This window comes from Metabacillus schmidteae (assembly GCF_903166545.1).
Classification (GTDB): domain Bacteria; phylum Bacillota; class Bacilli; order Bacillales; family Bacillaceae; genus Metabacillus; species Metabacillus schmidteae.
On record NZ_CAESCH010000001.1, the window covers coordinates 2,042,406 to 2,058,123 of the forward strand.

Sequence of the window (15,718 nt, forward strand, 5' to 3'; positions counted from 1 at the left end):
AGGTTTAATCTATGCTATAGTTAAATTAAATCTTTATTAAAGCGAGTGAAAGTACATGACAAAAAAACTATTTTATGAAGATGCTTATCAAACCTCTTTTACATCTAATGTAGTAAAAAAGGATGTTGATTATACTGGTCGGAATTATGTTGTGTTAGAACAAACAGCCTTTTATCCGACTGGAGGGGGGCAACCTCATGATACCGGAACAATGAATGATAAAAGAGTGATCGATGTAGAAATAGTAGAAGGAGAATTACGACACTATCTTGAAGAGCCTATTAAAGAAATTGAGACTATTAATGGGGAAATTGATTGGAAACGACGGTTCGATCATATGCAGCAGCATGCAGGGCAACATCTTTTAACAGCAGTGTTTGAGGATCAACTTGGGTATAAAACGCTTAGTTTTCATCTGGGGAAGGAAGTATCCACGATTGATCTTGATACCGAGACTCTTTCAAATGAAGAGATACAAAATGCAGAAAAGCTAACAAATCAACTTATCCTGGAAAATCTACCTATTCAAACGAAATGGATCAAAAATCAGGAAGAATTAGCTACATATACACTTAGGAAAGAACTGGCGGTTTCTGAAAATATCCGTCTTGTTATCATTCCTGAGGTTGATTATAACGGTTGCGGTGGTACTCATCCGAAATCTACAGGAGAAATCACTGCTTTAAAAATTCTACATATTGAAAAACAAAAAAAGCTGGTCCGTGTTCATTTTGTTAGTGGTTATAGAGTGCTGAAGCAACTAAAAGAGAAGCATGAAATTATTCATAAGCTTAGCTCACAATTAAGTGCACCACAAGAACAATTGAATGTGGCAGCTGATCGACTTTTGCAAACAACAAAGAAACTAGAAGGGAAAATTGATGAGCTAACAACAAAGCTTATTCAATATGAGGCAAAGGAGCTTATATTAAAAGCAGAGACTTTAAGAGAACATCAGTTCATCAAAGCGGTCTATCAGAACAGACCAATTCATGACTTGCAAAATCTAGCAAAGGAGCTAGTAACAAGCCAATCCAACCTTGTAGTAATGATGATTAGTGAGTTCCAAGATAAACTTCAAATTGTTTGTGCCCGAACAGATGAACTGGAATTTAATTTGAATATCTTATTAAAAAAAGTATTACCTTCGATTCATGGCAAAGGAGGAGGTAGACCTTCATTCGTTCAGGGAGGCGGAGCGATGGTGGTATCTCCTGAAAAACTTATGAATTTACTTGTTGATACATTTCTTTCAACAAAAGAATAATGCAAAAAATTCCTATTGCATTCATCTATCATTTCTAGTATTATAACAATACAAGCTGCGCTGTACGCATCCTTTATAAAGTTTTAACCTTTAAGCTGAAATAGGGAGTTTTACATTGAAGTCGGAATATCATGCCTCCAATAGGTAGAGGACGATACGAAATCTTCTGCGAACACCCACTTGTAGGAGTGGTGGTTTAAAACTCTATAATTTTACGATGCGGCAATCGCGGCAAACTTTTCACAAAAAACAATCCGGTCTCCAAATTGGGAACCGGATTTTTTGTGTCAAAATACCAAAAATGCTCTGACGTTAAAAGCTGTGCTACAAGCATTTTTTAAATTTCCTGTAACTCTTTTTGAATAAAATTCTCAGTTGTAAGGGCTGCAACACCCAGTGCAGCGGAGTGAGTAGTGTGTTTCGAAAAATTAATTTGTAAATCCAGCTGTTGGAAAAAGAGTGATCGAGAGTACACGATATCTAAAATTGGTTGTTTAATCCATTCCTCTGCCATAGCTAATCGATTTCCAATAATGATTTGCTCAGGATTGAAGGTGTTGATTATATTATTGATTCCATATCCGATATAAGATCCAATTTCTTTGAAAAGTGAGATTGCTTTTTCATCTTTTTTTTGTGCTAAAGAGATTAATTCTTCTAAAGTAGTATCAGAGTCTGCTCTCTTTAAAAGTGCATGTTCAGATGCGTACGTTTCCCAGCACCCTCTACTGCCGCATCTACAAGGTGTGCCATTTATTTCAATGACCATATGACCCATCTCACCCGAAAAGCCATTAAGACCCTGATAAAGTTCATCATTAAGAATTAAACCGACACCAATTCCGATCCCGGCACTTACGTATATAATATTGTGATAGTCATATCCAACACCGAATTGTTTTTCACCATAAGCTCCTGCATTTGCTTCATTCACTATAACAACTGGTACTTGGAACTCTTCTTCTACTAATGATTTCATTTCACAATGTTTCCATCCTAAGTTTGGTGCAAGGAGTATGCTTCCTTGTTTATCCACAATACCCGGTATGCCAATTCCAATCCCAACAATTCCATATGGTGATTTTGGAAGATTATTAATTAAAGAAGAAATCATTTTTTTAATCTGGTCATTTACTCGATGAAAATCAGTGTTGTTCACTTTTACATGATCTTCAAGTACAATGTTTCCCTTTAGGTCTGTTGCGACACCAAGAATATAATTTACACCTAGATCAATACCAATTGAATATCCACACGTTGCATGATAGTGAAGAAGAACAGGTCTGCGTCCACCACTTGATTCTCCTGGACCGGATTCATACACTAACTCTTTTTCTAACAGCTCATTTACCAGGGAGGAGACGGTCGCCTTATTTAAACCGGATTGCTGAGCAATATCTGCTCTTGAAATGGGTTCTTGGTGTGTGATGGTTTGAAAGACAAGGGCTGTATTATTTTTCTTTACAACTTGCTGATTCCACGTAATCGACTTCAAATGCTTCACCTATTTTCAATAATAATTTGATTTCTATTATAGTACAAACTTAGTTTAATGGATAGACAAACTTGTTCTGTAATGGTAAAATTCAGGTAGACTTTGAGGTGGTAACTACTGAGTATTTATAAAACTTGAATTGTAAGGGTTTACTTATGAGGAGTATACCATTTAAAAAAAGATATATTTGAATGGGGGAGAAAAGATGAAATATGTAATTGGGATCGATTTAGGAACAAGCGCAGTTAAAGTGATATTAATGGATCAACAAGGAACAATTGCCCAAGAAGTATCAAAATCTTATCCATTGATTCATGAAAAGTCAGGATACAGTGAACAGGATCCTGAAACTTGGGTTGAAAAAACGAAGGAAGGTCTTACAGAGCTTGTTCAAAAATTCCAAGGAAACATAAAGGATATTGAAGGAATAAGTTTTTCAGGGCAAATGCATGGACTTGTTCTATTAGATAAGGATAAACAAGTATTAAGAAATGCAATTCTTTGGAATGATGTAAGAACAACTAACCAGTGTAAACAAATTTATGATGTAGTTGGTACAGAGCGCTTACTAGACATTACAAAAAATCCGGCGTTAGAAGGCTTTACACTACCAAAAATATTATGGGTTAAAGAGCATGAACCTCAAATATTTGAAAAAGCAGTTGTATTTATGCTTCCAAAGGATTATCTTCGATATCGAATGACAGGAAACATACATAGCGAATATTCAGATGCCGCAGGAACGTTATTGTTAAATGTTGGAGAAAAAACATGGAGTAAAGAGATCTGTGATTTATTCGAATTAAATATCAATTTCTGTCCTCCATTAGTTGAATCTCATGAATTCGTTGGTCAGGTTACAGAAGAATTAGCTCATGAAACTGGCTTATCAATTGACACAAAAGTGTTCGCCGGTGGAGCCGATAATGCATGTGGTGCAATTGGTTCCGGTATCTTATCCGAAGGTAATACCCTTTGTAGTGTAGGTACTTCAGGTGTTGTTCTTTCCTATGAAGAACGTAATGATCGTGATTTTTCAGGGAAGGTACATTATTTCAATCACGGAAAAGAAGATGCCTTCTATACGATGGGAGTAACGCTTGCAGCTGGTTATAGTTTAAGTTGGTTTAAGGATGTATTCGCTGAAAATGAACCATTTGAGGTTTTGTTAGATGGAATTGAAGCTATACCACCTGGATCCAATGGTCTGCTGTTTACACCATACCTAGTAGGTGAAAGAACACCACATGCAGATCCTGCAATTCGTGCAAGCTTTATTGGCATGGAAGGTTCTCATACGAAAAAGGATTTTGCTCGAGCTGTTATTGAAGGCATCACATTTTCTCTTAACGAGTCAATTGAGATCTTTCGTGAAAGCGGAAAAGAAATTGCTCGTGTCATTTCAATAGGTGGCGGAGCTAAAAATGATACTTGGTTACAAATTCAAGCTGATGTTTTTAACGCAAAAATCATTAAGTTAAAAAGTGAGCAAGGACCAGGTATTGGGGCAGCCATTCTAGCTGCATATGGCGCAGGCTGGGCTGATTCATTAAAAGGTATTGCGGATACCTTTATTCAGCCTGAAAAAACATTTGATCCGATTCCGGAAAATGTTGAAAAATATAAGCAGTTATTTAATCTTTATAAGGACGTTTACAACCAAACAAAATCATTAAATGAGGGTTTAAGAGACTTTAGAAAATAACATATTAGGATCAGATCCTTTTTTCAAAAGGGGTCTGATCCATTAGTTTAACTTTCATTAATTTGTAAAGTATCTGATGAAAAAATATTGACGACAAGCTGTCCTCCAATTACTTTTGAACGAATAAGCAAAGGTTGGTTATGTACATTTTTAAATGTGAAATCAGGTCCATACCAACTTACGGTTGCGTCTCGTTTTGGAGGTACATAAGGAACTTTTCGACTATGTGAGTAACGCTCTAAAATTTTGACACCTGCTTTATCAACGGCATTGAAAAGAGTCGATGATACTTGACAAATCCCTCCGCCAATTCCTTCAGACAATTCTCCTCTTACGATAACTGGAGCAGGTAAATAACCTTTCTCTATTGTTCTTTTTCCAACAACAGAATTAAATGAGAAAATTTCTCCAGGAAAGATTACATGATTATTTATTGCCTCTGAAGCTAATTTAATATTTTGGGTCCTTTCTGTATTACGGCTATTAAAAAAAGTGACATATTGACCTACCATTTTGTCCTTAATCGAGGAAAGAAGTTCACTATCTACTTTTGGATAAAGTGTTTCTGTCGGTATTTCAATTGTTGCAGGACCTTGTGAAAAGTAACGGGAATAAAATATCTCCTTCCACAAATCACGATCTAATTTTAATCCCGTTTCTTCACTAATTAATCTACCGTGTTGATCTAATGAAGCGTTGACTGGTCCTTTATATACTTTTGATTCTAAAACATTCGTTAATTCATTAAATTTGGTTTCATCAATAAAATCATACTGAAATGGTGAAAGAGCAACTTCAGAGCGATGTAGTGATTTTAATTCCTTCCCTTCATATGTGATCGATAGATTATCTGACGTTTCAACAGGCTGTGTGATCAGCATGAAAAGTGCTAGAAACACGAACAAATGAAAAGCACCTCCTATTTCTTCAACGATTTATGGATTCGGTAATTTTTTTAAAAAAGGATCCACCATAACCTTCCATGATGAAAACGGAGATGTTCTCACTAAGGTAAAGGTATGTTTCACTTTTACTGGTCCAATAGTTTTTAGATAAAGTTTCGTTTCAACAGGTATCTTCTTCGTAAGGATAATCGAATCATCTTGAATTGGTTCTTTTATTGACCATTGCATACCTTCGATCTGATCAAAAAATGAAAATGACCGATTTAAATTATTGTTGCTGGATACAATCACTTTTTTACTCAAATATTTATCACTGTTTTTAACAGTTAAGAGAAAAACCTCCAAGGATTGTTTTGCCGATAGGGTTGATACATATTCATCAAACTTTCCTGCTGCTTTTAAGATCATAATGTGATGTGATAAATCCTTTTTACCTGAACGATGTGTTCTGCTCTCCGAAAAATGGATACAAAAATGGCCGGGAAATCCATTTTGGATGGCTCCTGCTCCATGTGGCATTCCATGCATTGATGCAGGGATAAGTCGGTCTTTGACCTGAATTAGAACAGCGCGTCTACGCCAGCTCCAATCGCCGTTATAGATGGCTTTCATCATTAGTGTATCTTTTTTGGTTAAAGGTTGTACATCAGCGTGACCGCTTCCGGCTCTTCTTTGAACATCAAATTTCTTTCCAGTTTCAACGTCAATAACAGTGAAATTAGATTTACGTGGAATCACGTTTTGTACCTCTTCCCATGAGGGGAGTTCTGGTTCAAAACTAATCGGATGAACAGAGGGATTATTCACTGTTGTTCCATATGTATGTTTATAGGTTAGAGATAAGAGAAATAAACAAATGATTATGGTTTTCTTCAATTTCTTCAACTCCATTGCTCTTCGTTCGGTACGATTATTTTGCGTAAAATTCCGTAAATCATAGCATAGAGGATAAGGAAATATAAGGTATTAATTGAATGGGGAATTTTTAAATTAATAGGACATAATAATCTGAAAACACAAAAACCTTCTACTTTCTGGTACAATTGCATATACATAGATTTTAGTTTTTCATTTATCAAGATATTTTTCCAGATTAGGAGAATGCTTTTATGTTATATAAATTGAATCGTCAGCTTGAAAAGTGGATGCCTGTCATTACACCAATTAGTGTGTTAACAGGTGTGTTGCTTGCAGATAAGCTGTTACCCTTAACATTTCTCATTCCATGGTTATTTGCATTTATGACATTAACAGGTAGTCTAGGGTCAAGTTTTTCATCTCTTAAAGGTGTTATAAAAAAACCACTGCCTTTATTTGTGATCATTTTGCTGCTTCATCTGGTCATGCCTTTATTTGCATGGACAGTTGGACATACCTTTTATCCAAACGATCACTTAACGATTACCGGATTTGTCTTGGCATCTGTCATACCAACAGGTATTACAAGCTTTATGTGGGTAACGATTTATAAAGGGAATATTGCACTTGCGTTATCCATCATCTTATTTGACACGATGCTGTCACCATTTTTAGTGCCATTTACGTTATCTTTTTTTGTGGGTCAGAATGTACAAATTAATGTAATGGATATTATGTCCGGATTATTATTTATGGTTGTTATTCCTTCACTTATAGGTATGATGACAAATCATCTGACGAACGATAAAAGTATAAAGGTAGGAAAAACGTTAGCACCGTTTTCAAAGCTTGCTCTTGCCTCAGTCATTATGATTAACGGAGCAGTTATCTCCCCATACATCAAAGAATTTGATGTAAAACTATTGATGATCGGGTTAACTGTCTTTTTTCTTGCCTGCATAGGTTACTGTATTGCATGGGGATTAGGGATGGTGCTAAAAAGAGACAGAGAAACTCAAGTTGTGATGTTATTTACAGGTGGTATGCGTAATATTAGTGCAGGTGCTGTTATTGCTGTTCAATATTTTCCACCTGCTGTTGCAGTGCCAGTTGTATTAGGAATGTTATTTCAACAAATATTAGCATCATTATTTGGTTTTTTATTCAACATATTCGATCATAAACACTCAGTAAAAGATCAAATTTCAGCAACACAATAACAATAAAACATTGCCAAAGAAAAAAGTTTATGGTAAAAATAGAAATAATGAGAATTCAATTAATTTAATATTCAATTATCACCACTAGGGGAGCTGTTAAAGCTGAGAGAGGCGTTTGCCTTGACCCTTATTACCTGATCTAGATAATACTAGCGGAGGGAAGAGGTGTTTGAGTACATATTTGGTCAGTTTGTAGCATTAGTTGCTATAATTTTAATGCCATTATTTATGCCATTCAAACCACTTCTCTTGTAGAAGTGGTTTTTTTATTTGGAAAAAGGAGGAGAGTACGCTTGGCAAAAACGATCACTCAATTAGTTGAAAGTGTTCTTGATAGGAAAGAAGAGTTGGTTTCTTTAGTTCAAAAGCTAATTGAATTTAGAACACCTGCACCACCGGCTAGAAACACAGAGGAAGCACAGTTGTTTATTGCGGATTTTTTAAAGGATAAGGGGTTTTCTATTGATGTGTGGGATGTATATCCAAATGATCCAAACGTTGTTGGTGTTAAGAAGGGAACTAACGGAACCTCTTATAAAAGCTTGATTATTAACGGACATATTGATGTAGCTGAGGTGCATGAAGATGAACAATGGGCAACAGATCCTTTTACCCCTTTTGTAAAAGATGGAGTAATTATTGGCCGTGGAGCTGCAGACATGAAAGGTGGCTTGGCTGGTGCATTGTTTGCTATTCAGTTATTGCAAGAGGAAGGAATTGAGCTACCAGGTGATCTTATATTTCAATCAGTGATTGGAGAAGAAGTAGGAGAAGCAGGGACTTTAGAATGCTGCAATAGAGGATATAAAGCTGATTTTGCTGTTGTAGTAGATACAAGTGATTTACATATTCAAGGTCAAGGTGGTGTCATTACTGGCTGGATTACAGTGAAAAGCGCACAAACTTATCATGATGCAACAAGGCGACAAATGATCCATGCTGGAGGGAACCTTTTTGCAGCAAGTGCAATCGAAAAAATGACCAAAATTATTCAAGGACTGCAGGAACTTGAACGTCATTGGGCTGTAACAAAAAGCTACCCGGGATTTTTACCTGGAACAAATACGATAAACCCGGCAGTTATTGAAGGTGGCCGACATGCTGCATTTATCGCGGATGAGTGCCGATTATGGATTACGGTTCACTACTATCCGAACGAATCATATGAAGAGATTGTTAAGGAGATTGAAGAGCACATTATTCATGTAGCAAAGTCTGATCCTTGGCTCCGTGAACATCCGCCTATCTTTGAATGGGGTGGTAAATCAATGATTGTTGATAGAGGAGAAATTTTTCCTTCATTAGAAGTAGATCCTGCCCATCCTGCTGTACAGATATTAGCTGCTACCCATAAATCAATACTACAAAAGCCGCCAATTTTAGATGTATCTCCCTCTGTAACAGATGGAGGATGGTTGGCTGATGCTGGAATTCCAACAGTTATCTATGGACCAGGAAAACTGCAACATGCTCATTCTGTAAATGAACAATTGTCAATCGATGAATTAGTTGAGTTCACCAAATCGATCTTAATGTTTATCTATGAATGGAGTCATACAGGAAATGAAGTAAAGGGGGAGATACTAAATGAAATTTAGTCAAAGACTTTATGAAAAAGTTAAGCCTATTTGGGAACAAAATCACGCACATCCGTTTGTACAGGGGATGGGAGATGGAACACTTGCAAAAGAAAAGTTTCGATTTTATATGGTTCAAGATTATCTGTACTTAATTGAATATGCAAAGGTATTTGCTTTAGGTGCTGTAAAAGCAACGGATCTGAATACAATGGGGCGATTTGCAGCATTGCTTAATTCGACATTAAATGAAGAGATGGAGCTTCACCGGCAATATGCCAAAAGATTTGACATTACCACTCAAGAATTAGAGGATGCGAAGCCTTCTCCGACAACACTTGCCTATACACACTATATGTTACATGTTAGTCAAAATGGAACGCTGGCTGAGTTAGTTGCCGCTCTCTTACCCTGCATGTGGAGCTACTGGGAGATAGGTAAAGAGTTATCAAAAAAGGAAGGAGCGTGTCAGCATGAATTTTACGGTGAATGGATTACAATGTATGCTTCAAATGAATTCGGTCAGCTTGCTTCTTGGTGTATTGATTTAATGAATGACCTTGCTAAAGGGAAATCAGAAGCAGAGTTAAGTCAATTAGAAGAGATCTTTCTTAATACAACTCGATTTGAATATATGTTCTGGGATATGGCTTACCATGAAATGATGTGGCCGGTACATGACTAATACAATTTTAAAATTCAATAATATTAGCTTTCAATATGAAAAGAATGTCAGTCAAAAACCGATTCTAAAAAAACTCAATTTGAATGTATATGAGGGAGAATTTATCAGTTTTCTTGGGCCAAGCGGATCTGGAAAAAGCACATTATTTAAATTAATTACAGGACTGGAACAACCTAGTGAAGGTGAAATATTTTTGCGAGATCAGCTTGTCATCAATAGGTTAGGTCATGTGGGTTATATGCCTCAACAAGACTTACTATTGCCTTGGCGCACAATTGTTGAAAACGCATCTCTACCACTTGAAATCAAAGGGATGAAAAAAAGTGAAGCATATAAAAAAGTCATCATGCTTTTAGAAGAGTTTGGCCTTAAAGGAGTGGAAAACTGTTTTCCAAGTGATTTATCAGGTGGCATGAGGCAACGTGTTTCTTTTTTAAGAACAATTTTAAGTGGATCCAACATTCTTTTACTTGACGAGCCGTTTAGTGCATTGGATGCGATAACAAAATTATCATTACAAGAATGGTTATTAGCTCAGTGGCAAAAGAGAAAGGAAACCATTCTATTTATTACTCATGATGTGAATGAGGCATTATTTTTATCAGATCGCATTTATGTGTTTACTGAAGCACCTACAACAGAGCTGAAAGAAATGAAGGTTCCATTGCAACGACCTAGAAATGTAAAAGACTTAAATCACCCTGATATTCTCCAACTAAAAGATGAACTATTAGATGTGTTGCGATCGAGGCAGAATCTATGAAATTAGTACATAAATATGGACCTTCATGCAGTTTTATTTTATTTCTCCTACTTGTTTGGGAAGTAGGTGCAAGAATACTTGATATGGGCTTTATCCTTCCCACTCCAACAAATGTGATCGTTAAGATATGGCTGTTGAGGGAACCGCTATTTTTAGAACACTTACCAGCTACATTTCTTATTATCGTCATCGGGCTGAGCTTATCAATTTTCTTTGGAGTAGGCCTCGCGATATGGATGAGTATTAGTAAAACGGTTGAAAAAACATTTTATCCCTTGATCATTGCGTCTCAGACCATACCTATTATCGCACTTGCCCCTATATTTGTTCTTTGGTTTGGTTACACAATATGGAGTAAAGTTGTTGTGACTGTTCTCATTACGTTTTTTCCTATAACGGTGAATACATATGATGGACTAAAAGCAACGAGCAAGGAGTATAAGGATTTGCTTAAAACGATGGGGGCTAGTAAAAAAGATATTTTCTTTAAGCTTCAAATTCCCGGAAGTGCACCATATTTCTTATCTGGGCTGAAGGTCGCTGTTACATTAAGTGTCATTGGGGCTGCTATAGGAGAATGGATTGGTGCACAGTCCGGTTTGGGATATTTCAGTAGAAGAATGATGACCCAATTTGATGGAGCAGGTGTTTTCGCGCCTATCGTGATTCTATCAATAGTTGGAATTGGATTATTTTTTATCGTAAGAATAGTTGAAGAAAATAGACTTAAATGGAGGAAAACAGATTGAAAAGAAGAGCGTTCGTATTGTTTATAGTATTATGTTCAGTCATTCTATCAGCATGTTCCAGTACAACAACTAATACAGGTGGGGAAAAGAGTAAAGAATTAAAAGAAGTTAGCATTATGCTAGATTGGTATCCTAATGCTGTTCACAGTTTTTTATACATCGCGAAAGAAAAAGGATATTTTGAAGAAGAAGGACTTAATGTTGATATTCAATTCCCTGCAAATCCTACAGATCCAATTAATCTGGCTGCTGCAGGAAAAATCACTTTAGGTATTTCCTATCAACCAGATGTAATTATTGCTCGGGCGAATCAAGATGTTAACATAAAATCAGTAGGTGCGATTGTACGATCACCTTTAAACCGGGTTATTTTTATGGAAGATAGCAAAATTCAATCTCCTAAAGATTTAGAAGGAAAAACAGTCGGATTCCCTGGAATTCCACTAAATGAATCACTCATAAAGTCTATGGTAAAAGCAGATGGGGGAAACCCTGAAAATGTTGAAATGGTTGATGTTGGCTTTGAACTTGGATCTTCAATTGTCAGTAAAAAGGTAGATGCTGTTATTGGTGCATATATAAACCACGAAGTACCTGTACTTGCCCATGAAGGCCATAATACCCGTAATATCAACCCTACTGAATATGGAGTACCTAATTACTATGAGCTAGTTGCCGTAACAAGTGATCAAACATGGGAAAAAGAACAGGATTCAATAAAGGCCTTTTGGAGAGCTGCAACGAAAGGATATGAATTTACTGCAGAGAATCCTGATGAAGCTTTACAGATTTTATTAAACAACCAGGATGAATCAAACTTTCCGCTTGTAGAAGATGTTGAAGTACAAAGTTTGGATATCTTATTACCGCTCATGAAATCTGATGAAGGATTTGGTAGTCAGGATCCACAACAATGGAAAGAAACGATTAAATGGTTAAAGGAAGCAGGATTAATTGAAAAAGAACCTAAAGTAGATGATATTTATGTGAATATTGGAAATGAGGATTAAAAGGACTTGGTGGGATTTGAACCCACAAGATGTTCAACAGTCCTCGATGTAACTATTGACCGCTCTGCACATTGAGCTACAAGTCCTGGTATTAGTATGTACGATAAAATGAAATTCATACTAAAAACGCTTGTTCATTTGAACAAGCGTTTTTAGTTTCTATTAATTACAATTTCAGCTCAATCTCTGCAGATTCCCGAAGCTCTTCAACTTTTGCTGCAAGTTTTTCCTGTGTTTTTTGTGTCTCAAGGTTTGTTTTTAGCATGTCTTTAACATCTTCGTATTTTGGAGTTTCTGCGGTTTTTTCAGCAGAACTTGTCATTGTGTCATAATATTCTTTTACTTCTTTGTCAGTTACTTCTTCAACTTTTAAGTCATTTTTAATATATTGATCGTATTTTACCCTGTCAGCAATTTGGAGTTTAAGTTCATCCAGAGTCATGCTATTTCCTTTTAATGCTTCTTCAAACGCATTTTCATCTTCAAAATCTGCTTTAATAGTATCGAGCTGTTTATTAATTTCCTCTTCTTTTGCTTTATAGCCCTTTTTCTCAATTTCCTGCATAATGAGAGTTTGTCCTACAAGGCTTTCAAGTGTATCGTCTTTTAATTGTGATGCTAGTTCTTTAGTCGTAGGGTCTTGTCCCATTTGTGTGTATTGCATTTGCGAATAGCTTAAAGCCTCATTATATTCATTTCCTTTAATTTCTTTGCCGTTAACAACTGCAACAACCTTATCTTCTTCTACCTGTTGTGCCTCTAGCTTTTTCTGCATCTCCTCTGGATCAACAGCTGCTTCCTCTTTATCGGTAGTTTCTTCATTAGTTGTTTCTTTTTCTGTTGCCGATTCCTTTGTCTTCTCTTCATCATTGTTACAAGCAACAAGTGATAAAGAAAGTATTCCGACAAAAAGTGCTAGTAAAAACTTTTTCAACATGGAAAACTCCTTTCAATCCTACGAAACTTTCGAGACATAGGTACATACTTGGAATTGTATAATAGTTAACGAAAAAATGAAAGGCTTTCAGATTATTTCATAGGCTGTTTTCGCATAATTTGTTGTTTTTGATGGAGTTAAATGAAAATTAGTCCGTTTCATTTCGCTACAGTCACTCCATGCGCCGGGGAGGAAGCCGAGCCTCCTCAGCTTCGCCTGCGGGGTCTCGCCCTTTCCTCACTTCCAGCAGGAGTCGATTATCTCAACAATGATTCTAAACACATATATCATCTAGACAATTGTATGAAAATTTCAAAAACCAAATCTTGATATAAGGGGATGAGAAGCGTTTGAGACGTCTGAGACGCGCTTAAAAGAAAATACTGATAAATGGCAACGCTTACACTAACTAATTGGAAGATATACTCACAACATCACTGAAACACCTTGATTATGAAAATCAACGTGATAGTATTGAAACGTAAGAAAAAACGCGAACAAAATACGAACGAAATTGGAGAGATGAGATGCTACACGATAAAACAGTTGCATTTTTAGGTGCAGGTTCAATGGCAGAGGCAATGATATCCGGTTTAGTGAAGTCAAATAAATTTCCGATTCAACAGATCATTGCCACTAATCGCTCGAATGCAGAACGATTATCTGCCTTAGAAGCAAATTATGGAATAAAGAGCTGTAGAATTGAAGATTTACAGTTTGATCAAATAGATATCATTATTCTGGCTATGAAGCCAAAAGATGTAGATCAGGCTTTAAGAGGAATCAAGCAACATATCAAACCAAACCATCTCATATTATCAGTACTAGCTGGAATTACAACAACATATCTTGAACAAAACCTTCATATTGGCCAGCAAGTAGTTCGAGTAATGCCGAACACATCAAGTGCTATCGGTGAATCAGCTACTGCCATATCCCCAGGTCATGAAACATCAGAAAACAATGTCGTGTTAACTAAAACATTTTTAAATTGCATCGGTGAAGTTTATATAATCGATGAAAAGGATATGGATATTTTTACTGGTCTTGCAGGAAGCGGACCGGCATACTTTTATTATTTAATGGAGCATATGGAACAGCAAGGTGTGCAGGCTGGCTTTGATGTAGGAACAACGAGAAAAATCATTGCTCAAACAATCAAAGGTGCTGCAAAAATGGTTCAAGAACAAGATGAAACACCGACAATCTTAAGAGAAAAGGTAACATCACCAAACGGAACAACTGCTGCGGGACTCAATGCACTTGATGAGAATGGTGGAGGCAAGGCAATTGCTAAAGCTGTTGAACATGCGGCAAAACGTTCAAAAGAAATTAGTGAGCAAATCCAGGAAAGTCTTTTAGTGAATTCTAAATAGTAAATAGAGATAAATATGATTCAGGAGTGATAGAATGGCGACCCTTGACAACAAAAAGAAACGGGTTGTAATAAAGGTAGGAAGCAGTTCTTTAACAAGTCGACACGGTGAAATTAGTCGACGAAAACTAGAGAAATTAGCAGATGAAATTGCTGTATTAAAAGATGACGGGCATGAAGTGGTTTTTGTATCATCTGGAGCTGTAGCAGCAGGATATCGAAAACTAGGATGTATTAATCGTCCAACTTCTTTACCTGAAAAACAGGCAGCAGCTTCTATTGGGCAAGGTTTATTAATCGAAGCGTACTCGGAAATTTTCTTATCTCACGGATATGTAGCATCCCAAATTTTAATAACGCGCAGTGATTTTTCAGATGAAACCCGCTATAACAATGTTAGAAATACACTAAATGTACTATTGGAAAGAGGGATTATTCCAATTGTCAACGAAAACGATACGGTTACAGTTGATCGTTTGAAATTTGGTGACAATGATACTTTATCAGCTAAAGTAGCGGGATTAATCGAAGCGGATCAACTTATTATTCTTTCTGACATCGAGGGGTTATATGATTCAGATCCCCGGAAAAATGATCAAGCAAAATTACTCGAAAAAGTATATGAAATTACCCCTGAAATTGAAGAGGGTGCAGGTGATTCAGGAAGTAATGTTGGTACAGGTGGAATGAGATCAAAAATTGATGCTGTCAAAATCGCAATGGCATCAGGTATTTCAACATTTCTTGGAAAAGCAAGTATTGCTAATATTCTAACTGAAGCAGTTAGTGGTAAAGCGAAGGGAACATACTTTGAAGTAACAAATGAGACAGTTAATTTAAATAGGAAGAAACAATGGATTGCCTTCCACTCAGGTCCTGAGGGAGAGGTTGTCATTAATCAAAATGTAAAAATGTCCATCGCTGATCATAAACATAGCATTTATTCATCTGATATTGAGCAAGTGAATGGTCAATTTGAAAAAGGGGCAGTTATTCGCATTCTAGATCATGAAGGCGAAAGAGTTGGCCTCGGAGTTGTTAATTATTCAACAGAGGAATTAGAAAAAATGAAGAACATGACAGGTAGAGATATTCAAAGACAGGAAGTTGTTCATTTCGATGATTTGGTATGTGAGCTTGAATTATCATTGCCTGTTGGAGTATAAAAGGAG

General features: G+C 36.4%; 14 protein-coding genes, 1 tRNA gene and 1 riboswitch. Of the genes, 10 read left to right on the forward strand and 5 right to left on the reverse strand.

What is annotated here, in order from left to right:
* Window positions 1–55: 55 nt before the first annotated feature.
* The gene (locus HWV59_RS09700; protein WP_175638734.1) at window positions 56–1,267 is read left to right on the forward strand and encodes an alanyl-tRNA editing protein; all 1,212 of its coding nucleotides are present in this window, start codon (window positions 56–58) and stop codon (window positions 1,265–1,267) included.
* A gap of 337 nt (window positions 1,268–1,604) precedes the next feature.
* On the opposite strand, the gene HWV59_RS09710 is transcribed toward HWV59_RS09700, so the two are convergent.
* Window positions 1,605–2,762 (reverse strand): ROK family transcriptional regulator, encoded by a 1,158-nt coding sequence (locus HWV59_RS09710; RefSeq protein ID WP_175638735.1) that lies wholly within the window; start codon window positions 2,760–2,762, stop codon window positions 1,605–1,607.
* 205 nt (window positions 2,763–2,967) lie between these two features.
* On the opposite strand from HWV59_RS09710, the gene xylB reads away from it, so the two are divergent.
* Window positions 2,968–4,467, forward strand: coding sequence for a xylulokinase (gene xylB, locus HWV59_RS09715; RefSeq protein WP_175638736.1), 1,500 nt, complete (start codon window positions 2,968–2,970; stop codon window positions 4,465–4,467).
* Window positions 4,468–4,514: 47 nt separating this feature from the next.
* Here xylB and HWV59_RS09720 read toward each other — a convergent pair whose 3' ends face one another.
* Window positions 4,515–5,366: a VanW family protein gene (locus tag HWV59_RS09720; protein WP_235991816.1), complete on the reverse strand. Its 852-nt coding sequence runs from the start codon at window positions 5,364–5,366 to the stop codon at window positions 4,515–4,517.
* 36 nt (window positions 5,367–5,402) lie between these two features.
* Complete coding sequence (locus HWV59_RS09725) at window positions 5,403–6,248, reverse strand: hypothetical protein (RefSeq protein ID WP_175638737.1); 846 nt, start codon at window positions 6,246–6,248, stop codon at window positions 5,403–5,405.
* 233 nt (window positions 6,249–6,481) lie between these two features.
* Here HWV59_RS09725 and HWV59_RS09730 point away from each other — a divergent pair, with 233 nt between their 5' ends.
* From HWV59_RS09730 to HWV59_RS09755, 6 genes are all read left to right on the forward strand, one after another.
* Window positions 6,482–7,450 (forward strand): bile acid:sodium symporter family protein, encoded by a 969-nt coding sequence (locus HWV59_RS09730; RefSeq protein ID WP_175638738.1) that lies wholly within the window; start codon window positions 6,482–6,484, stop codon window positions 7,448–7,450.
* Window positions 7,451–7,526: 76 nt separating this feature from the next.
* Window positions 7,527–7,628, forward strand: a riboswitch (TPP riboswitch).
* A 115-nt stretch (window positions 7,629–7,743) separates the two neighbouring features.
* Entirely contained in the window at window positions 7,744–9,048 is a 1,305-nt protein-coding gene (locus HWV59_RS09735; protein WP_175638739.1) for an acetylornithine deacetylase, read from the forward strand.
* On the forward strand, window positions 9,038–9,712 hold the full coding sequence (gene tenA / locus HWV59_RS09740) for a thiaminase II (protein WP_175638740.1): 675 nt from the start codon (window positions 9,038–9,040) through the stop codon (window positions 9,710–9,712). Before HWV59_RS09735 ends, tenA begins: the two co-directional genes overlap by 11 nt.
* Window positions 9,705–10,475: an ABC transporter ATP-binding protein gene (locus HWV59_RS09745; RefSeq protein ID WP_175638741.1), complete on the forward strand. Its 771-nt coding sequence runs from the start codon at window positions 9,705–9,707 to the stop codon at window positions 10,473–10,475. Before tenA ends, HWV59_RS09745 begins: the two co-directional genes overlap by 8 nt.
* Window positions 10,472–11,224 carry an ABC transporter permease gene (locus HWV59_RS09750; protein WP_175638742.1) on the forward strand — a complete coding sequence of 251 codons (753 nt, stop codon included), beginning with the start codon at window positions 10,472–10,474 and terminating at the stop codon, window positions 11,222–11,224. Before HWV59_RS09745 ends, HWV59_RS09750 begins: the two co-directional genes overlap by 4 nt.
* Window positions 11,206–12,234: an ABC transporter substrate-binding protein gene (locus tag HWV59_RS09755; protein ID WP_175638743.1), complete on the forward strand. Its 1,029-nt coding sequence runs from the start codon at window positions 11,206–11,208 to the stop codon at window positions 12,232–12,234. The genes HWV59_RS09750 and HWV59_RS09755 overlap by 19 nt, the downstream gene beginning before the upstream one ends.
* Window position 12,235: 1 nt before the next feature.
* On the opposite strand, the gene HWV59_RS09760 is transcribed toward HWV59_RS09755, so the two are convergent.
* Window positions 12,236–12,320, reverse strand: a tRNA-OTHER gene (locus HWV59_RS09760).
* Window positions 12,321–12,400: 80 nt separating this feature from the next.
* Window positions 12,401–13,171, reverse strand: a complete 771-nt coding sequence (locus HWV59_RS09765; protein WP_175638744.1) for a SurA N-terminal domain-containing protein — start codon at window positions 13,169–13,171, stop codon at window positions 12,401–12,403.
* Window positions 13,172–13,698: 527 nt separating this feature from the next.
* On the opposite strand from HWV59_RS09765, the gene proC reads away from it, so the two are divergent.
* The gene (proC, locus tag HWV59_RS09770; protein ID WP_175638745.1) at window positions 13,699–14,547 is read left to right on the forward strand and encodes a pyrroline-5-carboxylate reductase; all 849 of its coding nucleotides are present in this window, start codon (window positions 13,699–13,701) and stop codon (window positions 14,545–14,547) included.
* A gap of 34 nt (window positions 14,548–14,581) precedes the next feature.
* Window positions 14,582–15,712 carry a glutamate 5-kinase gene (proB, locus tag HWV59_RS09775; RefSeq protein ID WP_175638746.1) on the forward strand — a complete coding sequence of 377 codons (1,131 nt, stop codon included), beginning with the start codon at window positions 14,582–14,584 and terminating at the stop codon, window positions 15,710–15,712.
* Window positions 15,713–15,718 lie beyond the last annotated feature (6 nt).